This window comes from Gulosibacter molinativorax, assembly GCF_003010915.2.
Classification (GTDB): domain Bacteria; phylum Actinomycetota; class Actinomycetes; order Actinomycetales; family Microbacteriaceae; genus Gulosibacter; species Gulosibacter molinativorax.
Map to the genome: position 1 here is coordinate 2,627,704 of NZ_CP028426.1, position 22,847 is coordinate 2,650,550.

Consider the following 22,847-nt stretch of genomic DNA (forward strand, 5'->3'; position numbering starts at 1 on the left):
TGCTACTCGTGGTTGCTGCTTTCTTGGGGCTCGCCTGGGGATTCCGGCTCGCTGTCGGTCGGGGTTTCGCTCGATTCTTCCACCTCGGCCAGCCGCTCACGCTTTCGGCGGCGGATAGTTCGCCAGATGCCGACGACAAAGAGGAGCACGCCGGCGCCGATGAGGAGGCCCACGGCCACGGTCTCGAGGCTCGCGTTCACGTTGACGACGAACTCCTCGGTGTTGTTGAGCTGCACGCCCGTCGTCGTCCAGATCGTCGCCTCGACGCCGCTGACGCCGTTCGCGATGGCCTGCACCGGGAGCGTCGCGCGGGTGACTCCCCCCGCTGGAATCTTGATGACCGCAGCCTGATCCACGAGGATGTGGCCGGTCGTTGGCCGCAGGCGCACCTCAACGGTGACCTCGCGATCGGTGTTGTTCTCGATAAAGAGCGGGAGCGAGGACTCGTGGCCAATGAGCTGGATCTCGCTACCGGGCACGATCGTGATCTGGCTTGCCGCGGCGGTTGCGAACTCGGTGAACGCCTCCGTCACGGTCGGCCAGTCGTCGGTCTGTACGACCGAATTGCTGATTGCTCCGAGTAGCCCGGCGTCGAGCTCTTCGGCGACGGCCGCCGGCTCTTCATACAGAGAGGTCAGCGACATGCCCTGTTCGTGGGCCGCGAGGAGCTCCTGGAACCGCACGATGGTCGGGTTCGAGTAGCCGCCCTCGATGAGGTCGGTGTCGGGCAGGATGCTCGGGTCCTCCGCGTGCGCGGGGATCGGCGCGACGTCGGTCCACTGATTCCCGGTCATCCGATCGAGCAGCTCGCCGAGCCGATTTGGATCCTGCAGCGCCTCGCGCGGCACCGTCGTCACGATCTCGCGGGACTCGTTGGGCAACTCGCGCGTGATCACCGAGAGGAGGGTCGCGACATCGGTCGTCGCGTCTTGGAAAGTGAGTTCGCTGGTTGCGGTCACCGCGCTCGCGATCGCGTCGTCGAGGGTCGAGTCGGTGACGAGCACCTCGAGGCCGTCGATCTGCTGTTGCGAGCTCTCAGTCGACGAGCGATCGGGGGCGAGGGTGGCCTGATCGCCGTAGAGGATGACCGTCTCGGCTCCCCAGTCGGCAAGACCCGCCGGGTCACGCACGGTGCCGGCCGCGGGCCAGACGACGTTTGGTCGCGTGTAGTCGAACGCGGTGAGCTCTTCGAGGGTCGGCGCGGGGCGTGCCTCGAGCTGCGGCGCTTGGGTCTCGGCGGGATCTGTGCCTGTCGGATCTGTGCCTGTCGGATCTGTACTGGCTGGATCTGTACTTGCGGGTTCAGTGGTGCCCGGCTCGCCTGCGTCAGGAAGCCCGGCCTGGGGATCGTCGGACTCGACCGGGGCCGCATCCGGATCGGTCGCATCCGTGGCAGTCGGCGCCGGTGTGGCCGATTCAGTCGGCGCGGTAGGGGCCGTTGGGACAACCTCTTGAAAGAACTCCCGATCGGCGGTCCGGTACGAGAAGCCGCTCGGCTCGATCGGCTGCTCGAGCCCGGCCTGCTGCTGGAGCGTGAGGCTCGCGTCCGCGTATTCGAGCGGGAAGCTCGCGTTCTCGAGCGACTCGAGTCGGTCGAGCCAGTCGACCGCGCTCTGCGGCGCATCCGCCCCGAGCGCCCGCACCGACACGAGCAGGCGCGGGTCGATCGCGAGCGTCGCCGAGGTGCCCTCCACCGCATCCAAGAGCAGCGTGAGGTCGCCGTCGGCCGCCGTGAGCGTCGAGAGCTCGGTGATGGTGAGCAGGGCACCGTCGCCCACATCGGTGACGATCGGGACGATCGGGCTGACGCTGACGGCGTTCGCGAGCGACTCCGCGTTCCAGACGAAGGATGACCGCCCCTCGGCGACCTGGTCGCCGGTCAGCCACTGCGCGGTGATGCCACGGGCCCCGAAGGATGCGCCAGTCAGCACCGAGGTCGCGGTCGCGGGCAGGGTGACGGGAAGCTCAACCGTCGAGCCGGGATGCACCTGGTCCACGTCGAGGCGGAACACCTCCGTGCCCGGAGCGAGATCTTCGGAAGCGCCACCGCCGTTCCAGAGGCTTAGCTCGTAGCGCGTGTCGATCGTTTCCTGGTCGATCAGGATGGCGACCTGGCCCGCGCTCGCGATCTCCGCGGTGCGGTTCGACAGGATGAGCGTCGCGGCGACGGGCTCGTCCTGCGTGATGGCGCCGCCGCCGTGCAGCACAATCTCGACACTCAGCTCGCCCTCGACGGGGTCACTAATCGTTGCGGGCGCCGGCTCATTCGTAGCGGCTCCGGCCTGCTGGGCCGGGAAGGGAATCGCACCGCCGATTCCAAGGGCCACGACTGCAGCGGCGAGAAAACGCCGCCAGGGCAGCCGTGGTGGTCGCGAATGCGATTCCTCGGACATGAACTTCAGTCTACGAGCCGAATTCCTGCACCCGCCTCGGCCGCACGGAGGAAGGCCGCATCCGGCCCTGCTCGTACACTGGATGGGTGGAACACGTGCAGACAGCTATGGCGAGATTGACCGAACTCGCCCGCTCCGGACCGGTCGCGAAACTTGCGACCGCGTTCGCCGATGCGGGCGCACAGCTGGCTCTGGTCGGCGGTCCGGTCCGCGATGCCTTCCTCGGCCGGCCCGTCCACGACCTCGACTTTGCCACGGATGCGCGCCCCGACCGCATCCTGGAAATTGTCAAGCCGATCGCGCAGGCGCACTGGGACATCGGCCGCGAATTTGGCACGATCGGTGCGCGCATCGACGGCGAACAGGTCGAGATCACGACGTATCGCTCGGATGAATACGACGGCCATTCGCGCAAGCCTGTGGTGGCGTTCGGCGACACGATCGAGGGTGATCTTCACCGCCGCGACTTCACGGTGAACGCGCTCGCGCTCGCCCTTCCCCAGCTCGAGCTGGTGGACCCGACGGGCGGGTTTCAGGATCTCGTCGACGGCGTGCTGCGCACCCCGATCGAGCCCGAGATATCGTTCGGCGACGACCCGCTGCGAATGCTCCGCGGTATCCGCTTCACGTCGCAGCTGGGCTTCCACCTCGACGGCGCATCCTTCGAGGCGATTCGCGAGCTGACGCCGCGCATCAAGGACATCTCGGCCGAGCGCATCCGGGACGAGTTCGTCAAGCTCATGTCGACCGATTCGCCGCGCGCGGGCATCGAACTGCTCGTCGAGACCGGGCTGGCCGAGATAATCCTGCCGGAGCTGCCCGCACTGCAGCTCGAGCGTGACTCGGCGCACCAGCACAAGGACGTCTACGAGCACTCGATTCAGGTGCTCGAGAACGCGATCACGCTCGAAAAGGAGGCGGCGAAGGCCCGGGGTGATTCGGCCGTCGAGGCCGACGTCGTGCTGCGCATCGCCGCCCTGTTGCACGACATCGGGAAGCCGCGCACGCGCGAGTTTGGCCCGAACGGGCAGGTGACGTTCCACGGCCACGACTGGGTGGGCGCGAAAATGGCGAAGAAGCGCCTGACGACCCTACGCTTTGACAATGACTCGGTGAAGCAGATCGCGCGGCTCGTCGAGCTGCACATGCGGATGTATAACTACGGCAGCGCGGGCTGGACTGATTCGGCCGTGCGACGCTTCGCGCGGGATGCGGGCGAGCGGCTCGACCAGCTCCTCATCCTGATTCGGGCAGACATCACGACGCGAAATCGCCGCAAGTCCGAGCGCCTGCAGTTCGGCATCAACGACCTCGAGGCGCGATTGGCAGCGCTCCGCGAGCAAGAGGAACTCGACGCGATGCGTCCCGACCTCGATGGCGAGCAGATCATGCGCATCCTCGACCTGAAGCCGGGCCGCGAGGTCGGCGAGGCTCGGAAGTTCTTGCTCGACCTGCGCCTCGACGAGGGTGCCCTCGGCGAGGAAGAGGCGACGAAGCGCCTGCTCGTGTGGTGGGCGGCGCGGCGGGCTTAGCCGTATAGCTCGCGATAGCGGCGAAGCGCGGCGGGATGCAGGGCAATCGGACTCGTGTCAATGAGCCCGGCAAGGGTGAGGTATTGCACGCCGACGCTGCCCTCAGGAACGAGCGACGCCGCATCCTGGACCAGCACATCAACGATGCTCGCGATCGTTGCGTCGGCAAGGTCCGGGCGGGTGAGCAAGAAGTTCGCGATGCCGATCGTCTGCGTCGGGGTCGTGGAGCCGTAGACGCCTGCGGGGATTTCCGCGAGGCGATAGAGATTCGGGTACGCGTCACTAAGTTGCGCAAACTGCTCGGCGAGATCGAGGATTCGCAGCGGTGTGACCGCACCGACGGACTCGAGGATGGCCGTGGGTACGCCACCGGACCAGAAGAGCGCATCGATTTCACCGGATGCGAGCGACGCGCCGGCGCCCTCGAGCAGCTGCTCCGTGAGCACGGGGGCGTTCGATCCGGCGTCGAGGCCCGTCACTGCCAGTATTCGCCGCGTTGTAAACGCGCTGCCGGAGCCTGTGGCACCGATTGAGATGCGCCGGCCGACGAGGTCCTCGAAACGTTGGACGTCACTGTCCCGGCGGACGATGCACTGTAAGTAGTTTTGGTACACCCGACCGATGGCGACGTATTCCGCGGAGCCATTCTCGGTCGAGAAAACATGCCCGGATCCGGTCGCGGTGTCCGCGAGCGACATGGCGAGGTCGACGGTTCCCGTCTTGAGCAGGTCGAGGTTCTCGACACTGCCGCTGGTGGCGACGGCCTCGAGTTCGAGCGCCCGACGTCGACGCAGTGCCGCGCTGAGCAGTCCGGCAAATTCGAAATACTGCCCACCGGCCTCACCCGCCGCGAGACGGATGGCGCTCGATTGTGTACCGGTCGCGCAGCCGAACAGACTCGTGGTGAGCGCCGTACTGACGGTCGCGCCGAGGGTAAGCAGCACAGTCCGCCGCGAAACCAAGGTCATGTCGCACGCATCCTTACCCGGGTTCGGAGGCCGCCTTGCCTCGCCCGGTCGACGAGCACGGTCGCGTGATTCGCCCGCGCGAGCTGGGTCAGAATCGCGTGGCCGAGACCGGTGCCCGGTAGCGCGCTGTGGCCGGTTGCCCGCCAGAACCGGGTGCCGATGCGGGCCAACTGCTCGTCGTCAAGTCCGGGGCCGGAGTCGGCAACCTCGAGGATGACCGCATCCCCGTCGGGTTTCAGGCTGACCCAGACGGTTGCGCCTTCGCCTGCGTACTTTCGGGCGTTGTCCAACAAGATTTCGATAATCTCGTCGAGGTCGCTCTGCCGAAAGACGACCCGGAAGGTCTCGCCTTCGGTAATGAGTCGGATGCCCGCCGCCTGGAGTCCGGCCCTGTGCGCCTCGGCGAGCGATGTGGCAGAAACGGTGGATCGTTCCGGGCCGTCGACGCTGACTTCGAATGCGTGACCGCTGATGGTCTCGCCGGCACGGTGCTCGGCATTGGCGAGGGTGAGCATTCGTTCGACGGTGCGCTCGAGCCGGTCGAGATCGGCGTCGATCGCGGTGACGTCCTCCGCAACGAACTGTCGCGCGGCGTCGGGATCCTTCGATGAGTTGGCCTCGCCAAGATCGTAAGAGAGCGAGTCCATCCGGAGTCGGATCGCGGCGAGTGGCGTGCGCAGCTGGTGAGACGCATCCGCAACGAGCCCGTGCTGCTGCTCGAGGGCCGCTTCGACGCTGTCGGACATTTGCCGGAACGACTCGGCGAGCCGGCGCAGTTCAGGTGGGCCGGTTGCATCCCCCAAATCGAGTTTTTGGTGATTCGCCATCGCGAGCGCGGCCGAGTCGAGCGCGCTGACCGGCCGGAGGATCCAACGCATCCAGGCCATTGCTGCGGCGAGCAAGACCGCGAAGAGGGCGAGACCGATTGCCCCGACGAGAATCCACTGTTCGGTGATGTCCCGCTTCGCTGCGGCCTGATTGATGTCCAACACGACGACGCCGGTCACCGTTCCGGTGTCGCTGATAAGCGGTTCGGCGACCAGCGCCGTGTCGACGCTCCACGGGTACGCCGTCGCGAGGGACCACTGCGGAACTGCGCGAGATGCCGCGAGCGCGAGTTGTGCAACCTCGTCGTCCAGGGTGATGTCGCCCGCTGCGGCGAGAGGCGCGCCTGTGCCTTCGATGATCAGCACGGACTCCCCGAAGGTCTCGTGAAACTCATCGAGATACTCCTGCAGTGTCTCGCCGTCACCGAGGGTGATCGCAGTCTGGGCACGCTGGGTGAGCTGATCCATAGAATTGGCGCGCTGCAGCGTGAGCTGCTGGGTTCGGGAGGTCGCGACTTGCTGGCCAACTCCAATCAGGATGACGGTCATCGCAAGGAGACCGAACACGATCACTGGGAGTAGTACGCGCCGTCTCATGCGGTCGGCTCGAGGCGAAAACCGTAGCCCCGGATCGTCGTGATCGTGAGCATCGGCAGTTTCTGCCGTAGCTGGCCGAGGTGTACGTCAAAGGCTCGCGAGTCTGCCGGATAACCCTCCGGCCAGACGTCATCGAGCAGAGTTTGGCGGCTCACGGCCGTTCCTGCGTGTCGGGCGAGCGCCGTGAGGAGCGCAAACTCCGTGGGCGTGAGGCCAATCTCCGATTCGCCGTGGAGGACACGGATCGCGGATGTGTCGACCGTCACCTCGCCGAGTTCGAAGAACTCCGGTGCCGAACGTCCACCGTAGCGGCGGGTGACTGACTCCAAGCGGGCGAGAAGTTCGTGCAGCCGAACGGGTTTGACGAGGTAGTCATCCGCGCCGAGTCGCAGCGCGCGCACGGTCGACCGTTCGTCGCCGCGTGCCGTCACCACGATCAAGGGCATGTCGCTCACCTCGCGCAACTGCCGGAGCGCCTCAAGACCGTCCATGTCCTCAAGCCCGAGGTCGAGCAACACGACGTCCGCCTCACGGTGGCGCGGCAAGAGATCTGCACCGCGAGTGCTGCGAATACAGCTGTGTCCGGCGCGGGTCAGCACCGAGAAGAGCGCAGCGGAAACCGAGGGGTCATCCTCGATCATGAGCACTCGCAAAGGCGGGCCTACCTCTCGGCTGGATCAGCGAGTTTTCCGGTACCGCTGTGGCAACCAGACAACCATCGCGCAATGTAAAGGTCGTGTAAGGGATTTAACCGCGAGTCGAAGCATTCCGACAACATTGCCTGACCAGTGCCGAAGCCAGGTACTTGGGCCTAGTTTCGAGAAGGAATGGATTGTCAATGTCAACGAAGACTGCGACCTCGCCGTCATTGCGTCGGTCGATATCAAATACGCTGAAGGGCTCCGCGGGCAACCTCGTGGAGTGGTACGACGTCTACGTTTACTCCGTATTCGCGGCCTACTTCGAGTCTCAGTTCTTTCGTGAGGACGACGAGAACTCAACCCTGTACGTCTGGGCGATCTTCGCCGTCACGTTCATTATGCGCCCGATTGGCTCTTGGTTCTTCGGCCGCTTTGCGGACCGGTATGGCCGACGCCTGTCCTTGACCGTGTCGGTCGCGGTGATGGCGGGATGCTCGATGCTGATCGCGCTCACCCCAACCGCCGAGACTATCGGCGTCGGTGCCGTGGTCATCCTGGTCTTCGCCCGACTGGTTCAGGGCTTCGCGACCGGCGGCGAGTACGGCACGAGCGCGACGTACATGTCCGAGGCGGCGATCCCGGGACGTCGTGGCTTCCTCTCCTCATTCCACTACGTGACGCTCGTTGGCGGCCACGTGCTCGCCCAGCTGACGCTCCTCATCATGGTCGTCACCCTGCCGGAAGAGGCAATCACTGCCTGGGGCTGGCGTGTGGCATTCCTGATCGGTGGCGTGGGCGCGCTCGCGGTCCTCGTGCTTCGCCGCACCATGGATGAAACGCTCGAGACCTCCGCGATCGAAGCGTCGAAGAACGGCAAGGCCAAGAGCTCGGGTTCGATGCGCGAACTGCTCGTGCACCAGTGGAAGCCGCTGCTGCTGTGCTTCCTCGTGACCGCTGGCGGCACCATCGCCTTCTACACCTACTCCGTCACCGGCCCGGGCATCGTCAAGAGCACGTTCTCGCAGGGTGACGTCGTCACCGGCACCGTGATCAATCTCATCGCCCTCGTCATCCTGATGCTGCTGCAGCCCCTCGGTGGCTGGCTCTCCGACATCGTGGGCCGTAAGACGCTGCTTGTCTTCTTCGGCATCGGTGGCGTGAGCTACACGTGGTTCTTCCTCACGGCTCTCCCGCAGCAGACCAACCCGATCGTGGCATTCTCGATCCTCGTCGGTGGCTTCATCATCCTGACCGGCTACACCTCGATTAACGCCGTCGTGAAGGCCGAACTGTTCCCGACCCACATCCGTGCCCTCGGCGTGGGGTTCGGGTATGCGATGGCCAACTCGGTATTCGGCGGTACTGCTCCGTTGCTCTACCAGGCCGCCGGTGAGGCCGGGCAGGTGCCCGCGTTCATCTGGTACGTCATCGGCGTGATCGCGGTATCGCTATTCGTGTACATCTTCTTCCTCAAGAACAACGGCCAGAACTGGCTTGACCATGAGAAGAGCCTGCATGCCGAGGCAGATGCCAAAGCCGCCGGGCGAGAGGTGGAATCGGCAACCGCACGGGCATAGTTGCCGCAGCTCATTGGGCGCGCCCCGTAGAGAGCGAGCCGCCGACAACTCATCTGTTGTCGGCGGCTCGTTTCTTGTATTGGCTCTGTACCGGTTCTTGTGTTGGCCTAGCTCGGGGTTGAACCGATCAGGGCGAGCGGGAAGAGCATCGCGAAGAACAGCACGAAGATCAGCGGGATGATCACGAGCATCCCGATGTTGACGCCGAGTCCCCAGCCTGCCAGCACGCGATTGCCGCGGTACTGTTCCATCGCGAGCCCGACGATGCCGAGCACGATGCCGGCGAAGGGCATCAGCACCGCGAGGACTTGGATGAACGGGATGATGCTCACGACCGGTGTTGCGATGCCGATAATCAGGGACCACAGACCCGGCTGATTCGTACCGCTGCCGACGCTCTGGACCGGGTATGGGTTAGGCGCGTACTGGTTCGCCCCGTAACTGGTGATCGCATATTGCGGTGCGGCGTAGCCAGGCTGGCCGTACTGCTGGCCAGATTGCTGGTCGTATTGCTGAGCGCTTGGCTGATTCCGGTCGAAGTACTGCGGCTGCGGCGGGGTCGATTGTGGTCCGTAAGGCGAGTTCTCTGGAGCTGGCTGGCCTGGATATTGCGTCATGTTCGTGTGCTTTCGAGGATTCGCGGTGCGATCGACCCCGTGGGCCGGGGTATCGAAGGGTTGCGGTTAGGGCGTGCCGACGGTTTCCTCAGGCAGCGTGACCTCGGGCTCGTCGCGGCCGGTCGGCTCGGGCGTTGCCGAATCGGGATCAGGGGTGGCCGAGTCTTCGCTAGGGCCGAAATCGGTGGTTGGCTCGTCGAGGTCGGATTCGTCGTCGTAGTTATACGTCTCGAAGTCCTGCTCAATTTGAGTCTGGAGCTCGTCGAACGCGCCGGAGTCGTCGAGGACGCCGATCGTCCACCACACACCCGTGAGCGCGGGAACGAATGTTGACAGCACGAAGGCGATGCCGCTGATTACGGTGCCGATGATTGCGAGCATCCGGCGGCCGCGATACTTCTCGAGGGCGAGGCCGAGGATACCGAACACGAGACCCACGATCCCGATCAGGATGCCGATGAAACCAATCCAGGGAATCCAGCAAACTGCGAGCCCGATGGCACCGATGATGACGCTCGCAAGGCCCATGCCGTTGAGGCCGCCCGAGGGCTGCGGTGACTGCTGGTAAGGCTGTCCGGAATGCTGCGGCTGGTACTCGTTCGGTTGCTGGCCGTATTGCGGTGGTTGATTCGTCATCGCGGTTCCCTTTCGCTGCCGTTATACCTATCTCAGCAGGGATCGCGACGGGTGTCGATCAGGCAGACGGGGGATCTTTCCCTCGTACCCTCGACGGCTTTCGCACTGGCGCGTGGGCAATTAACACTCTAAGCTTATTCAGTTGTCCCGATACGACTGTCTCGGGAAACGGCATCCCCTCGATCAACCGTGGGGATGCGATGCAATAACCCTCCTGCTGCGGAACGTCCGCAGCCGTTCAAGACCAAAGGAGGTGGGTTTATCGTGCATCAGTATGAGCTCATGGTGATCATCGATCCAGAGATCGACGAGCGCACCGTCGCCCCGAGCCTCGATAAGTTCCTCGCTGTCATCACCAAGGATGGCGGAACCATCGAGAACACCGACATCTGGGGCCGCCGCAAGCTGGCCTACGAGATCAACAAGAAGTCCGAGGGCATCTACGCCGTCGTTAACTTCACCGCCGAGCCTGCAACCGCCGCAGAGCTCGACCGTCAGCTTCGTCTGTCCGAGGCAATCATGCGCACCAAGGTGCTGCGTGCCGAGGAAGCTATCGCTCGCGTTGCGAAGGTTGAAGCTGCAAAGGCTAAGAAGGCTGAGACCGTAAAGTCGTCCGCAGCTGAGGCAGCCAAGGTTGCCGCATCTTCCAAGTCTGAGTCTGAATAATCGCAGACTGAGTAACCACACTTCATCCAAGTAGGGAGCGCGACATGGCAGGCGACACGATCATCACAGTGGTGGGAAACCTCACCGCCGACCCCGAACTCCGGTACACCCCCAATGGCTTCGCGGTAGCGAACTTCACCATTGCATCCACCCCCCGCACGTTCGACCGTCAGTCGAACGAGTGGAAGGACGGGGAGCCGTTGTTCCTTCGTGCGTCAGTCTGGCGTGAGCACGCCGAGAACGTCGCGGCAACGCTGACCAAGGGTCAGCGCGTGATCGCGCAGGGCAAGCTCAAGCAGCGTTCCTACGAATCCCGCGAGGGCGAGAAGCGCACCGCGTTCGAACTCGACATTGACGAGATCGGCCCGGCACTTCGCTACTCGACCGCACAGGTCACCCGTGCAGCCGGAGGCTCCGGCGGCGGTGGCGGCGGCGGTCAGTTTGGCGGAGGCGCGCAGCAGCAGCGCCCGCAGCAGGTCCAGCAGCAGCAGCGACCCCCGGCCGAAGAGCCTTGGGGTGGTCAGCAGCAGTCCGGCGGAGGCAACTTCGGTTCCGGCGGCTGGGCGGCACCCGGCGCGGGCAACTCGGGTGGATTCGATGACGAGCCGCCGTTCTAAACGGCAGGCATCTCAATAGATTCCAATAGCTAAGAAAGAAGCAGATCAGCATGGCTGGTAAGTCGAGCGGCAAGCGCCGCACGCAGGGTCGCGGCAAGGACAAGCCCGTCGCACCCGCGAAAAGCATCAAGGTCGGCGTCATTGACTACAAGGACGTCAACACCCTCCGTAAGTTCGTGTCGGAGCGCGGCAAGATCCGTGCCCGCCGTATCACCGGTGTTTCGGTTCAGGAGCAGCGACTCATCGCTCGCGCCGTGAAGAACGCCCGTGAGATGGCTCTCCTTCCGTACGCCGGCTCAGGCCGCTAGGAAGAAAGGTCCACGACATCATGGCAAAGGTAATTCTTACTAACGAGGTCACCGGGCTCGGCTCGGCTGGCGACGTCGTCGAGGTCCGTAACGGCTATGCCCGTAACTACCTCGTTCCCCAGGGCCTGGCAGTGGGTTGGACCCGCGGTGGCGAGAAGCAGGTTGAGCAGATTCAGGCTGCCCGCGCCGCCCGCGAGCTCCACTCGCTCGAGGATGCGCAGAAGCTCAAGCAGTCGCTTGAGGCCGGACTCGTCAAGGTCAACGTCAAGGCCGGCAAGGAAGGCCGCCTGTTCGGTTCGGTCCGTCCGGCAGCTGTTGCCGAGGCAGTCCAGGGCCAGGGCATCGGCGTGATCGACCAGCGCAAGATCGTGTTCCCGAACCCGATCCGGTCGACCGGTAACCACGAAGCAACCGTCCGCCTCCACGAGGACGTCACCGCAACCTTCACGGTTCAGGTGATCGCCGCTCGCTAAGCGGTAGGACACCCACCACACGGTGGCAGGGTTGGCGTAGCAATGACGCATTGCTGCGCCAACCCTTTTGTGTTTCCGGGGCCAGTTATCCACAGCAGAGTCCCAGGTATGGAAAGCTTCAAGTAGAGGTTTACACAGATTGAGAAAGTCTGCTGTGGATTTAGAAATCCCTGATCCCAAGTGTTTTTCTTGGCAGCCTACATTGGGTTATCCACAGATATCCACATTCGCCTCACATTCCCCCACAGAATCGTCCACGAGTTATCCAGAAGTTATCCACAGGGTGTGCGAGGGGCGGTCCCAACCCCGGCTATGGTTGCGGGGCGCTCGATTTCGAACCCGCGGCGTCGAAGAGGCTGCGATGTCGGAGGCTCGGGATAGAACGGACTCGCGAACGACCCGCCGCTCCAGTTGGGAGTGGGCGGGGTCGATATTCGGCGAGCTTGAGGAAGGAAGGCCATGACGATTACGCACCTTGGTGCAGAAGCACGCGACCGCTCCAGGGAGGCGCAGGACGGCCCACGCACACCTCCTCACGATCTGCTCGCCGAGCAGTCGGCGCTCGGCGGCATGCTGCTCTCGAAGGATGCGGTGGCCGACGTCGTCGAAGAGGTGCGCGGCACCGACTTCTACATTCCGAAGCACGAGATCATCTTTGACGCGATGCACACGCTCTACGCGGCGGGTGAACCGACCGACGTCATCGCGGTCACTGACCAGCTCACCAAGTCGGGTGATCTGCAGCGGGCCGGTGGCGCCGAGTATCTCCACACTCTCGCGGGTATCGTCCCCACCGCGGCCAACGCGGGGTACTACGCCAGCATTGTCGCCGAGCGGGCGGTACTTCGCCGCCTCGTCGAGGCCGGCACCCGCATCGTGCAGATGGGTTACGGCGCCGAGGGTGAGGTCGTCGAGCTCGTCAACCAGGCGCAGGCCGAGATCTACGGCGTCACCGGTGGCGTCGAGACGGAAGACTACGTACCGCTGAGCGATGCGCTGCTCGACGCGCTCGGGGAGATCGACGCGGCGCAGAACCGTGACGGCACGATGACCGGCGTGCCGACCGGGTTCCGTGACCTCGACGCCCTCACGAACGGTCTCCACGCCGGCCAGCTCATCATCATTGCGGCGCGTCCGGGTCTCGGTAAGTCGACGTTCGCGCTTGACCTTTGCCGCAGCGCGGCGGTGCACGAAAAGCAGCCCGCGATCTTCTTCTCACTCGAAATGAGTCGCGCGGAGATCGCGATGCGTCTGATCTCGGCCGAGGCCAACGTTAAGCTGCAGCACATGCGCACCGGCAAGGTGTCGGACGACGACATGCAGCGGATCGTGCGCACGCAGGGCGACATCAACGATTCGCCGCTCTACATCGACGATTCCCCGAATATGACCCTCGTCGAGATTCGCGCGAAGTGCCGCCGGCTCAAGCAGAAGTACGGTCTCAAGCTCATCGTCATCGACTACCTGCAGCTCATGACCTCGGGTAAGCGCGTCGAATCGCGTCAGCAGGAGGTTTCGGAGTTCTCGCGTGCCCTGAAGCTCCTCGCGAAGGAGCTCGAGGTGCCCGTGATCGCGCTGTCGCAGCTGAACCGTAACTCTGAGCAGCGCGCCGACAAGAAGCCCGCGGTGAGCGACCTGCGTGAATCAGGTTCGCTCGAGCAGGACGCCGACATGGTCATCCTGCTGCACCGCGAGGGTGCGTACGAGAAGGACCACCCGCGCGCATCCGAGGCGGACATCATCGTGGCCAAGCACCGTAACGGCCCGACGGACACGATCACCGTGCTCTTCCAGGGCCACCTCTCGAAGTTTGTCGACTACGCGCCGGGCATGGCGCCCGCGCAGAACATGGGGCCGTAGGCGGGCCACCTGATTTAGTCGCTCGGCGCGACCGCGAGGATGCCGTGGGCGCCGTGCTCGGCATCGACCATGAGGTGTGTGACGAACGGGTAGTTGCCGGACTCCGGGAAGGTGAGTTCCACGAAGCCGCCCTGTCCGGGCAACAGGTCCATCGCCTGGGCACCGACCCCCGGGGTGTTGTCGATCGAGTAGGCGCCCTCCTTCCACACGGTGTCGAATTGGCCGCCGATGACGTGGAAGGTCGAGGGTCGTTCGACGCCCGCATCCAGTACCCAGATGCGCACGCGTTCGCCGACGGTGGCCTCGAGCGGCGCGTGGTCGTATTGGTTCGCGTAGCCGTTGAACACGACGAGGTCGGGTGAGCGGTCCTCGATCTTGGCCGTGTCGACCTCACCGCCGGCGTGATCGCCGAGGTAGTACTCGCCCTGCACGAGCACGTAGCTGCGGTCCACCGCAGGCAGGACGTCGGGCTCAATCACGACCGCACCGTACATCCCGTTGGCGATGTGTGCCGAGATCGGCGCCGTTGAGCAGTGGTACATCCAGATACCCGCGCGAGTCGCGGTGAAGGTGTACGTCAGCTGCTCGCCCGGCGGGATCGTTCGCATCGGCTCGTCGGGCGCGAACGCACCCGCATGGAAGTCAATCGAGTGGCCCATCGCCCCGTCATTGACGAGCGTGATGATGAAGGTGTCACCAACGCGGCCGTGCAGGGTCGGACCGGGCGCGCTGCCGTTGTACACCCACAGCGTCTGCGTGACTCCCGGCGCTACCTCGATTTCCTGGTCGATCACAGTGAGGGTGACCTCGTGGGTGGCCGGCCCATCCTGATCCGGCAGGGGCGGGAGGCTCGCCTCGTAGGGCGCGAAGCCGGGGCCAGGGTCGGCGGCGAGATCGATGCCGGAGCCGTCGCTGCCGGATGCGCTGCTCGCTGATTCCTGCGTCGCTCCGGTCGCCTGGATGGTCAGGGTCATGCCCATTTGCCGGTGCCCGACGATTGAGCACCAGCCCTCCACGTCTGCGGTGATCACCCCGGCATCGATTGTGGCGGTCTCGCCGGGCGCGAGACGATCGCTCTTGACGCCGTTCGCGAGCACGAGATCGTGCACCTGGGTCGCATCCGTGTTCGTCAGCTCGATGACGAGGCGGTTGCCCGCGGGCACCTCGAGGACATTCGGGGTGAAGGTCATGTCGGCCGCATCGACCTGAACGGTCGTCACCGGCGCATCCGCATCGCCAGTCGCCCCAGAGCCCCAGCCCGCGCCGATCGGGTCGAGTGCCGCCGCGATGACCATCGCGAGGACGACCGTGATGAGCCCCGTCAGGGCCTGACCGGCACGGCGACCGGGCGCGATACCCGTGTCGGCCTTCGTGTCGGCCTTCGTCCGGACGACGCGGCCGGTGGATGCGCTTTCCTGCTTCGCCTTTCGCTGGGCCCGCATGGCCGCGAACATGACCACGAGGAACGAGCCCATCGCAAGCACGTACAGGATTGACGCCACGACGCGCATCAGGCTGGATACCGGCAGCGCGTAGACGACGAGGGAGGCATTCGCGACGGTCAGCCGGAGCGGGCCGAGGCGATCGAATGCTTCGGTGCCGACGCGCACGGGACGCGGGCCGCCACCGAGGACGACGGGAATGAGGTAGCTCAGCGCGCCGACGAGCACCTGCGCCGCAAACCCGGCAGCGAGGTAGGGAACGAGGCTATAGACGAGCTCGCTGACGGTGGCAAAACCGGCGTCGGTCGCGAAGGCGACGATCGTGCCAACCAGCAGGACGGCGACGCATCCGGCCCACCACGATAACGCGAGGCCCACCGACAGTGATGCGACGCTACGAGGCGGTGCGTTGCGCGCGGCGCGGGCGAGCGACATCCCGATCATCCCGAGCCCTGCGAGGTATCCCGCGAGCCCGAGGGCGAGGAGCGGCAAGTTGGCCACGCCTGCCCCAAGCGCGGCGACCAGCACACCGATCGTCAGCGCGGGGAGGGCGCGCGAGGCCCACACTGGCGCGGCGTCGTCGGCTCGGGTGCGGAGAATGGTCGGCCAGAGCGTCACGACGGTGCCCGCAACCGTGATGCCCACCCAGCCGAGGACGTTGATGAGGGCGTGCGAGAGGGAGAGCTGAGGCGCGGCATCACCTCGCGCGATGATGGCGCCGAGCACGCTGCCGATCGCCAGCAGGCTTGCCGAGGCCACGTAGTAGCGGACGGTCTTGCCAAACTTCCCCGGCAGGCTCCCGCGGGCGCGGCGGACGATCGCCAAAGCGTGCCACAACACCGCGGCCACGAGCGCGGACGCGCCGATCGCCGTGAGCGCCCAGACGCCTGTCGGCACGCCAATGAGCACGAGCACGGCGCCCAGGTTCGAAGCGGTGAGGCGGATGTTCTGGAGCCGTTGGTCGCGCCGCGTCGCGCGGGTGCGCAGCAGCGCAAACGAGAAGTACTCGCTCCACGTGAGGATCGCGTGCGTGATCGCGCCGAGCAGCAGCAGGTGGATCATGAGCCAGCGCGGCTCCGGGAGATCTCGATGCGCGAAGATCGCGACGAGCGTGAGCAGGAGCCACAGCGCGGTCGGAATATCTCGCATGAACCGGAACCCGCGCCCCGGGGCCGCGTCGGTCTCGGCCGGTCGGGAAGGCGAGAGCGTCATGGGGTGCCTCCGTCTGTGGCCGCGTCGCCTTGGCGGGCTGTGCTTGAGCTTCGGCCGGTACCGGCGCCGGTGCCTGTGTCTCTGCCTGTGCGGATGCCTGGGCCGATGCCTAGGTCGGTGTTGGATGCGCGGCTTGCTTTTCCTCCCGGCGCCCCGAGCAGCGCGCTCACGATCGCCGTCGCCGCAAACAGCAGGAGCGCCGCGACCCCGAGGCCCCCGCCGATCTGCCAGCCGAGCGTCAGCCCCAGCGCATCCCCGAGCCAGAGCCGGACGACCAGCGCGAGTTGCAGCAGCGCGATCGGCCCCCAGAATGCCGGCCGGTACGGCAGGGAAATGTGCAGCACGGCGGGCAGGATGGTCGTGGCGTGCGCCATGATCATCGAGAACGTGTAACCGAGGAAGATCGAGTGTGTGACCGCGTCGTAGGCGGGCTGGTGGCCGCTCGGGTCCCCTAACAGCAGGACGATGCCGGCGACCGTGAGCCAGGCGTAGCCGGCGAGGATGCATGCGGCCATGTACCTCGTGACACCCGTCGAGCGGATCGTGCGCCGCGCGATGTCGTGGCGAATAAGCCACCCGCACAGCGAGAGCAGCGAGATCCCGAGGAGAATCGCACCCGCATCCGGCATCACGAGGCCGACGACGAGCGAGCCGGTGACGCCCCAGGCGTGACCGAGCAGGACTCCACCCGCGCGTGGGCCCATGGTGATGTGCGCGAGCTCCACCCGCTCGGCGGCGATGGTGAGCACCACGAAGCCGATGAGCCACGGTACGACGCGGGCCATACCGTCTTCGACGAGCCAAATGATGGCCCCGCAAAGTCCGAGCGCGGCGCCCAGCAGCTGCACGAGCAGCGGAGCATCGTATTGCCGGCGCCAGAGCGGAACGTAGACCAGCATGAATGCCGCGGCACCCGCGACGAGCACGGCCTTGCCGACCGTTAGCGGGACGGCCGAGGTGACGAGCAGGATCCCGCCGAGCCCAAGCAGTGCGGGCGCAACGAAACCCCACCAGCGGCCAAGCGCGGTGGCGCGCTCCAGCGCGATGAGCGTGCCGACGAATCCGAGCACGAGCAGCATCCCGTGCACGTTCGGCAGCCGTTCGGTCGTGAGCGGGGCGGGCACGCCGAGGAGGAGCAGCCCCGCGTCGAGCCCGAGGAGGAGAGCGACCGCGGCGGGCACGAGCCACGCGAGTCGCCACGACGGGCCACGGGTGGATGCACTGGTCGAGGATGCGCTGGGTGCACCCAGCGACTCGGCACCCCGTTGGGAACTCATGCCGCTGGCCGTCCGGTGCCGCGCAGCCGCAGTATGCATACACCGTCGGCGGCGAAGGGTTCGAGCTCGGCGCTGACCGACGCATCCCGTGTGCGCGCGATCCCCTCGATCATGCCCTCGTGGACCGCGCAGATGACGTCGGCGTGCTGGGCCGCGGCGGTGAGGAGCGGGCAGGCGCGCAGGGCGATGGATGCGGTGTCTGCCTCGGGCGGTGCTGTGTCGCCTTCGTCGACCGGAGCGAAGCCCTGCTCGCGCATGACCTCGAGCACGAGGCCGCGGGGATCCGCACCTTTCGTCGCCGGGTCACAGCGATCGGCGGCGAGTCGTTCGCCCCACTGCACGCCCGATCTCCGGGCCTCACGAACGGGCTCCGACGCGGTGCGAAGCAGGGTCTCGGCGAGCGTGGTCGCGAGCCCCGCGTACGGGGATGCGTTCTGGGCGTCTAGCGCGCACCAGCGCACCGCGGGGCGACCCCGTCCGTGGGGAGACTGCTCGCGGCGAATGTGACCGTCAGCGACCAGGCGTTCGAGGTGTCCGCGAACGGTGTTCTCATGGAGGCCGGTCGCGGCGACGAGTTCGGCCGTTGTCGCATTGCCGCGGGTTTCGACCTCGCGCAGCAGGCGTTCGCGAGTCGGCGAGTGGCGTCGACCACCAGCGGTGCGACGAGACGGCGAGCGCGTCTCGGGCACCGAAGTCATCCCTCCGGAGTCGTCACTTTCCACGGAGTTAATTGTAATCAATTACCGCAACGGTGAACATGGCTGGCTAGACGCCGGGTAACTTTCTTCGCGCGTCCGCGAAGCGGGTGGAAACGAGGAAGCGGTCCGATCAGTTCGATACGGTGACTGCGTCACCTACTCACTGATCGGACCGCTTCGCTACTCGAAGACCGCTATGCCGCGATCATCTCCCGGCGGGCCGAGACGCGAAGGTGACCCTCCGCATCCACCGAGACGTCGATCGCACCACCCTCGTCGACCTCCTCGTTCACGAGCAGGTCGGCCACGCGGTCATCGAGCTCTCGCTGGATGACGCGACGCAGCGGGCGGGCGCCGAACTCGGGCTCGTAGCCTTCCTCTGCGATCCATGCCACTGCGGCATCGTCGATGTGGAGCGCGATGCCCTGCGAGGCGAGGCGCGCAATCGACTTGCCCAGCTGCAGGCGCGCGATGTCCTGGAGCTGCTCGGGCTCGAGCTTCCGGAACAGCACCGTGTCATCGATGCGGTTCAGGAACTCGGGGCGCATGGCCTCGCGTAGCTTGCCCATCACCTTCTGGCGCATGTCGCGATCGGCATCCTCGGAGCGGCCGGTGGCGAAGCCGAGGGGCGCGCCCTTGGCCGCGATGAACTCGGAACCGAGGTTCGAGGTCATGATGATGACGGTGTTGCGGAAGTCGACCGTGCGCCCCTGACCGTCGGTCAGGCGACCGTCGTCGAGCACCTGCAGCAGCAGGTTGAACACGTCCGGGTGCGCCTTCTCGATCTCGTCGAGCAGGACAACCGAGTACGGGCGACGGCGGACACGCTCGGTGAGCTGACCGGCCTCGTCGTAGCCGACGTATCCGGGAGGGGCGCCGACCAGACGCGACACGGTGTGCCGCTCGCCGAACTCGCTCATGTCGAAGCGGACCATTGCCGACTCGTCGTCGAACAGCGCTTCCGCTAGGGCCTTCGCGAGCTCGGTCTTACCGACGCCGGTGGGGCCAAGGACCAGGAAGCTGCCGACCGGTCGCGACGGGTCGCCCATGCCGGTGCGATTGCGTCGCACGGCCTTGGCTACCGCGGTCACCGCGTCGTCTTGGCCGACAACGCGGGCGTGCAGCTGCTCCTCGAGACGCGCGAGGCGGGTCTTCTCGGACTCGGTGAGGGATGCGGCCGGGATGCCCGTCGCGCGAGCGACGACCTCCGCGATCTGCTGCTCATCGACGGTGCGCGAGTCGGTGCCGGACGCCTTGCCAGCAGCCTGACCGTGCTGCGTAGCGACGTCAAGCTCGTGCGTAACCTCGGCGATTTGATCGCGAACCTTGCCCGCGCGCTCGAAATCCTCGGATTCGATCGCGGCACGCTTGTCCGCCTCGAGCTCGCCAAGCCGGGCACGGAGCGCCTCAACATCGACGACCGGGCCGCGGCGCAGCGACAGCCGCGCGCCAGCCTGGTCGATGAGGTCGATGGCCTTGTCGGGCAGGAACCGGTCGCTGATGTAGCGGTCGGACAGCTCGACGGCGGCACGCAGCGCCTCGGGCGTGTAGGTCACGCCGTGGTGCTTCGCGTACTGTCCTTGCAGGCCCTCGAGGATGCGAACTGCATCCTCGATTCCGGGCTCGCCAATCATCACGGGCTGGAAACGGCGCGCGAGCGCAGCATCCTTCTCGATCTTGCGGAACTCGGACAGCGTGGTGGCACCGACGAGGTGCAGTTCACCCCGCGCGAGGCGCGGCTTCAGGATGTTGCCGGCATCCATCGCGCCCGACTCGCCCGAGCCCCCGGCACCGACCACGGTGTGGAGCTCGTCGATGAACACGATGGTGTTGCCGCCGTCCGCTGCGATCTCGTCGATCGCGCCGGTCAGGCGCTCCTCGAAGTCACCGCGGTAGCGCGTGCCCGCGAGCATGCCCGCGAGGTCGAGCGAGATGACCCGCTTGCCCTTGAGCTGGGCGGGGACCTCGTCGGCCGCGATGGCCTGCGCGAGGCCCTCCGCGATCGCCGTCTTACCGACGCCGGCCTCACCAATCAGCACGGGGTTGTTCTTCGTGCGGCGGGCGAGGATCTCGATCGTCTGCTCGATCTCGCGAGCACGGCCGATGACCGGGTCGAGCTTGCCTTCGCGAGCTTCGGCCGTCAGGTCGAGCCCGAACTTCTCGAGCACGGATCCCTCTTGGCCTGCGGGTGCGCCGGACTCGCCTTGCGCATCCGCACCCGCCTGAGCCTGCGCCTGGGCGCCCGCCTGTAGGGAGTCCTGCGTGATGCCCGCGGCGGCCAGAATTTGGCCGGCGGGGGAATCGTGGTTCATCACGAGTGCAAAGAAGAGGTGCTCCGGGTCGACATACGTCGAGCCGAAGGCGCGAGCGGCCTGGTAACCGTCGAGGAGCGTGCGCTGGGCCGAGCCCGTAAAGGACGGGTTCTCGACCTGACGGTCGCTCGACTCGGGCAGTCGCTGGTCGGCCGCATCCGCGATTGACTGCGGGTCGGCGCCGAGCTGCTTGACGTACGGCGCGATCGACTCATCGAGGATGATGACGCGCAGCAGGTGCAGCGCGTCCACCTCGGTGTGGCCGTGCTCGAGAGCATATTTCACGGCCTGGTTCACGAGCGCGTGAGAGCGCTTGCTGAGCAGGCGTGACATGTCCACGGATCGCCCGGATCGGCCCGAGCCCCGCCCCTGCAGGTAGCGGGAGAGGAACTCGTCGAAGGAGCCGTCCTGCGAACCATTGGGTCCGAAGAAAGTTGGCATTAGTTGACCTCCAACAGGAAAGTTGAGTGGATATGACTCAAGTAACGTAACAGCAGCCGTGTTCTATTCCCACCGTGTTCGATATCGGCGAAACTTGATGAAAACGGGTTCGCAGCAGCGCAGCGAGGTGAGCGCGAATGGACTGGTCGGCGGCCGCGACATTCTTGAGCGGGAGCGACTACACGATCGCCCGCGAGGTGATCCTCCGCGGCGTCGCGGCGATCTACTTCCTTGCGTTCCTCTCGACCTTCCACCAGTTCCCGGTGCTCGCCGGCGCGCGAGGGCTTCTGCCGGTGCCGCGCTTCATCGACCGCACCCGCGCGAAGGACTACCCGGGCCTCTTCCGCCTCAAGTGGTTCCCCTATAGCGATCGCAAGCTGCGCATCCTGTGCCTGATCGGCATGGCGCTCGCGGTGAGCGTCGTTGCGGGGCTGCCGCAGCTCGGGCCGGGGTGGGCGACGATCCCGGTGTTTCTCGTAATGTGGCTGATGTACCTCTCGATCGTGAACCTCGGCCAGCGTTTCTATGGCTTCGGCTGGGAGACCATGCTGCTCGAGGCGGGGTTTATCGTCGGCTTCCTCGGCTCCACCGCGGTCGCACCGCCCCTGCTTATCCTGCTGTTCCTGCGCTGGCTCATGTTTCGCCTCGAGTTCGGTGCCGGGATGATCAAGATGCGTGGCGACGCTTCGTGGCGAAACCTGACGGCGATGTACTACCACCATCAGACGCAGCCGATGCCGAATCCGGTCAGCCGCTGGGCGCACCAGAAACCGCAGTGGTGGCATCGCGGCGAGGCACTGGGCAGCCACATCGTGCAGCTTGGGATGCCGTGGCTCCTCTTCTTCCCGCAGCCGATCGCGTCGTTCGCCGCCTGCGCGATCATCCTGAGCCAGGGCATCCTTGTTGTCACCGGCAACTACGCGTGGCTGAACTGGCTCACCATCATCCTGGCGTTCTCGGGCATCAGCGACTCGTTCCTACGCTGGGTCGGCGGGCTCTTCACCGGCGGCGCTGTGTGGCCGGGGTGGGAGTGGGAAACCATCGGCCGGCTGGATGCAGGGGCCGGGATGCATGGCCCGGCCTGGTGGCTCATCCTCACCGGCGTTGTATTCCTCTTCCTCCTGTCGCTGAGCTGGCAGCCGCTGCACAACCTGTTCTGGGCGCAGCGGCAGCAGATGAACGCGAGCTTCAATCGCTTTCACCTGGTCAATGCCTACGGCGCGTTCGGGTCGATGACGAAGGACCGACGGGAGTTTGTGATCGAGGGCGCGATGAGCGCGGCACCGCGACCGGAGGACTGGCGGGCATACGAATTCCGCGGCAAGCCAGGGGACCCCTCCCGAATGCCGCGCCAATTCGCTCCGTACCACCTGCGGCTCGACTGGCTCATGTGGTTTGCGGCACTCGGCGCGTATCGCGAGGTCTGGTTTAGTCGCATCCTCGACAGGATCCTCGAGGGCGACCCGGGTATTCGCCGGCTGCTCCGAATCGATCCGTTCTATGGAGAAGCGCCACGACTCATCCGGGTGCGGATCTTCGAGTACCGCTACAGCACTGCGGCAGAGAAACGGATGAACGGAGACTGGTGGGTGCGAGAGGAACGCGGCCTGTTGGTCCGGCCGCAGGGGTTGCGGACCTCCCGCGCAAAGCGTGCGGCCGAGGAATAGCCAAGGCCCGTCGCCGTGTGGTCGCCGTTACCGAAAGCGCCTAAATTAGCAGGGTGTCGCATTTTTTGGCGACGTGATTTGCTTGG

Annotated in this window: 18 protein-coding genes; 8 read left to right on the forward strand and 10 right to left on the reverse strand. The window is 65.7% G+C overall.

The genetic code is table 11. The features are described 5' to 3' along the window. Window positions 1-2 precede the first annotated feature (2 nt). Complete coding sequence (locus tag GMOLON4_RS12085) at window positions 3-2,393, reverse strand: DUF6049 family protein (RefSeq protein ID WP_026937073.1); 2,391 nt, start codon at window positions 2,391-2,393, stop codon at window positions 3-5. An 86-nt stretch (window positions 2,394-2,479) separates the two neighbouring features. Between GMOLON4_RS12085 and GMOLON4_RS12090 the strand changes: the two genes are divergently transcribed. Beyond that, on the forward strand, window positions 2,480-3,925 hold the full coding sequence (locus GMOLON4_RS12090) for a CCA tRNA nucleotidyltransferase (protein WP_026937072.1): 1,446 nt from the start codon (window positions 2,480-2,482) through the stop codon (window positions 3,923-3,925). On the opposite strand, the gene GMOLON4_RS12095 is transcribed toward GMOLON4_RS12090, so the two are convergent. From GMOLON4_RS12095 to GMOLON4_RS12105, 3 genes are read right to left on the reverse strand one after another with little or no spacing between them, the layout of a single operon-like run. Beyond that, window positions 3,922-4,893 (reverse strand): TAXI family TRAP transporter solute-binding subunit, encoded by a 972-nt coding sequence (locus GMOLON4_RS12095; RefSeq protein WP_051266895.1) that lies wholly within the window; start codon window positions 4,891-4,893, stop codon window positions 3,922-3,924. The two genes, GMOLON4_RS12090 and GMOLON4_RS12095, sit on opposite strands and share 4 nt — an antisense overlap. Beyond that, on the reverse strand, window positions 4,890-6,317 hold the full coding sequence (locus GMOLON4_RS12100; protein WP_084147530.1) for a sensor histidine kinase: 1,428 nt from the start codon (window positions 6,315-6,317) through the stop codon (window positions 4,890-4,892). The genes GMOLON4_RS12095 and GMOLON4_RS12100 overlap by 4 nt, the downstream gene beginning before the upstream one ends. Beyond that, on the reverse strand, window positions 6,314-6,958 hold the full coding sequence (locus GMOLON4_RS12105) for a response regulator transcription factor (protein WP_245575457.1): 645 nt from the start codon (window positions 6,956-6,958) through the stop codon (window positions 6,314-6,316). The genes GMOLON4_RS12100 and GMOLON4_RS12105 overlap by 4 nt, the downstream gene beginning before the upstream one ends. Window positions 6,959-7,155: 197 nt before the next feature. Between GMOLON4_RS12105 and GMOLON4_RS12110 the strand changes: the two genes are divergently transcribed. Next, window positions 7,156-8,535 (forward strand): MFS transporter, encoded by a 1,380-nt coding sequence (locus GMOLON4_RS12110; RefSeq protein ID WP_026937068.1) that lies wholly within the window; start codon window positions 7,156-7,158, stop codon window positions 8,533-8,535. A 107-nt stretch (window positions 8,536-8,642) separates the two neighbouring features. Here GMOLON4_RS12110 and GMOLON4_RS12115 read toward each other — a convergent pair whose 3' ends face one another. Both GMOLON4_RS12115 and GMOLON4_RS12120 read right to left on the reverse strand, forming a co-directional pair. After that, on the reverse strand, window positions 8,643-9,152 hold the full coding sequence (locus tag GMOLON4_RS12115) for a hypothetical protein (RefSeq protein WP_026937067.1): 510 nt from the start codon (window positions 9,150-9,152) through the stop codon (window positions 8,643-8,645). A gap of 66 nt (window positions 9,153-9,218) precedes the next feature. After that, entirely contained in the window at window positions 9,219-9,788 is a 570-nt protein-coding gene (locus GMOLON4_RS12120) for a hypothetical protein (RefSeq protein ID WP_051266894.1), read from the reverse strand. 282 nt (window positions 9,789-10,070) lie between these two features. On the opposite strand from GMOLON4_RS12120, the gene rpsF reads away from it, so the two are divergent. The 5 genes from rpsF to dnaB all read left to right on the forward strand — a co-directional run bounded on the left by rpsF (window position 10,071) and on the right by dnaB (window position 13,712). Next, complete coding sequence (gene rpsF, locus GMOLON4_RS12125) at window positions 10,071-10,454, forward strand: 30S ribosomal protein S6 (RefSeq protein WP_181244123.1); 384 nt, start codon at window positions 10,071-10,073, stop codon at window positions 10,452-10,454. Between the two features lie 44 nt (window positions 10,455-10,498). Then, window positions 10,499-11,071 carry a single-stranded DNA-binding protein gene (locus tag GMOLON4_RS12130; protein ID WP_026937065.1) on the forward strand — a complete coding sequence of 191 codons (573 nt, stop codon included), beginning with the start codon at window positions 10,499-10,501 and terminating at the stop codon, window positions 11,069-11,071. Window positions 11,072-11,121: 50 nt separating this feature from the next. After that, window positions 11,122-11,379: a 30S ribosomal protein S18 gene (gene rpsR, locus GMOLON4_RS12135; protein WP_026937064.1), complete on the forward strand. Its 258-nt coding sequence runs from the start codon at window positions 11,122-11,124 to the stop codon at window positions 11,377-11,379. 20 nt (window positions 11,380-11,399) lie between these two features. Then, a complete protein-coding gene (gene rplI, locus GMOLON4_RS12140; RefSeq protein WP_026937063.1) occupies window positions 11,400-11,852 on the forward strand; it encodes a 50S ribosomal protein L9 in 453 nt (150 codons plus the stop codon). Between the two features lie 459 nt (window positions 11,853-12,311). Beyond that, entirely contained in the window at window positions 12,312-13,712 is a 1,401-nt protein-coding gene (gene dnaB, locus GMOLON4_RS12145) for a replicative DNA helicase (RefSeq protein ID WP_026937062.1), read from the forward strand. A 14-nt stretch (window positions 13,713-13,726) separates the two neighbouring features. On the opposite strand, the gene GMOLON4_RS12150 is transcribed toward dnaB, so the two are convergent. The 4 genes from GMOLON4_RS12150 to GMOLON4_RS12165 form a co-directional block, all read right to left on the reverse strand. Then, window positions 13,727-16,366, reverse strand: coding sequence for a multicopper oxidase domain-containing protein (locus GMOLON4_RS12150; RefSeq protein WP_026937061.1), 2,640 nt, complete (start codon window positions 16,364-16,366; stop codon window positions 13,727-13,729). Further along, window positions 16,363-17,643, reverse strand: a complete 1,281-nt coding sequence (locus GMOLON4_RS12155; RefSeq protein ID WP_181244122.1) for a hypothetical protein — start codon at window positions 17,641-17,643, stop codon at window positions 16,363-16,365. Before GMOLON4_RS12155 ends, GMOLON4_RS12150 begins: the two co-directional genes overlap by 4 nt. Next, window positions 17,640-18,365 carry a helix-turn-helix transcriptional regulator gene (locus GMOLON4_RS12160; protein WP_156892043.1) on the reverse strand — a complete coding sequence of 242 codons (726 nt, stop codon included), beginning with the start codon at window positions 18,363-18,365 and terminating at the stop codon, window positions 17,640-17,642. The genes GMOLON4_RS12155 and GMOLON4_RS12160 overlap by 4 nt, the downstream gene beginning before the upstream one ends. A 170-nt stretch (window positions 18,366-18,535) precedes the next feature. After that, window positions 18,536-21,094, reverse strand: a complete 2,559-nt coding sequence (locus GMOLON4_RS12165) for an ATP-dependent Clp protease ATP-binding subunit (RefSeq protein ID WP_026937060.1) — start codon at window positions 21,092-21,094, stop codon at window positions 18,536-18,538. A 137-nt stretch (window positions 21,095-21,231) separates the two neighbouring features. Between GMOLON4_RS12165 and GMOLON4_RS12170 the strand changes: the two genes are divergently transcribed. Next, on the forward strand, window positions 21,232-22,761 hold the full coding sequence (locus GMOLON4_RS12170) for a lipase maturation factor family protein (protein ID WP_026937059.1): 1,530 nt from the start codon (window positions 21,232-21,234) through the stop codon (window positions 22,759-22,761). Window positions 22,762-22,847: the final 86 nt, after the last annotated feature.

Excerpts from the sequence above, each read along its gene's own strand:
- GMOLON4_RS12085 (WP_026937073.1), bottom strand. The coding sequence starts at position 2,393 with ATGTCCGAGGAATCGCATTCGCGACCACCACGGCTGCCCTGGCGGCGT.
- GMOLON4_RS12095 (WP_051266895.1), bottom strand. The coding sequence starts at position 4,893 with ATGACCTTGGTTTCGCGGCGGACTGTGCTGCTTACCCTCGGCGCGACC.
- GMOLON4_RS12100 (WP_084147530.1), bottom strand. The coding sequence starts at position 6,317 with ATGAGACGGCGCGTACTACTCCCAGTGATCGTGTTCGGTCTCCTTGCG.
- GMOLON4_RS12105 (WP_245575457.1), bottom strand. The coding sequence starts at position 6,958 with ATGATCGAGGATGACCCCTCGGTTTCCGCTGCGCTCTTCTCGGTGCTG.
- GMOLON4_RS12110 (WP_026937068.1), top strand. The coding sequence starts at position 7,156 with ATGTCAACGAAGACTGCGACCTCGCCGTCATTGCGTCGGTCGATATCA.
- GMOLON4_RS12115 (WP_026937067.1), bottom strand. The coding sequence starts at position 9,152 with ATGACGCAATATCCAGGCCAGCCAGCTCCAGAGAACTCGCCTTACGGA.
- GMOLON4_RS12120 (WP_051266894.1), bottom strand. The coding sequence starts at position 9,788 with ATGACGAATCAACCACCGCAATACGGCCAGCAACCGAACGAGTACCAG.
- rpsF (WP_181244123.1), top strand. The coding sequence starts at position 10,071 with ATGGTGATCATCGATCCAGAGATCGACGAGCGCACCGTCGCCCCGAGC.
- GMOLON4_RS12130 (WP_026937065.1), top strand. The coding sequence starts at position 10,499 with ATGGCAGGCGACACGATCATCACAGTGGTGGGAAACCTCACCGCCGAC.
- rpsR (WP_026937064.1), top strand. The coding sequence starts at position 11,122 with ATGGCTGGTAAGTCGAGCGGCAAGCGCCGCACGCAGGGTCGCGGCAAG.
- rplI (WP_026937063.1), top strand. The coding sequence starts at position 11,400 with ATGGCAAAGGTAATTCTTACTAACGAGGTCACCGGGCTCGGCTCGGCT.
- dnaB (WP_026937062.1), top strand. The coding sequence starts at position 12,312 with ATGACGATTACGCACCTTGGTGCAGAAGCACGCGACCGCTCCAGGGAG.
- GMOLON4_RS12150 (WP_026937061.1), bottom strand. The coding sequence starts at position 16,366 with ATGACGCTCTCGCCTTCCCGACCGGCCGAGACCGACGCGGCCCCGGGG.
- GMOLON4_RS12155 (WP_181244122.1), bottom strand. The coding sequence starts at position 17,643 with ATGAGTTCCCAACGGGGTGCCGAGTCGCTGGGTGCACCCAGCGCATCC.
- GMOLON4_RS12165 (WP_026937060.1), bottom strand. The coding sequence starts at position 21,094 with ATGCCAACTTTCTTCGGACCCAATGGTTCGCAGGACGGCTCCTTCGAC.
- GMOLON4_RS12170 (WP_026937059.1), top strand. The coding sequence starts at position 21,232 with ATGGACTGGTCGGCGGCCGCGACATTCTTGAGCGGGAGCGACTACACG.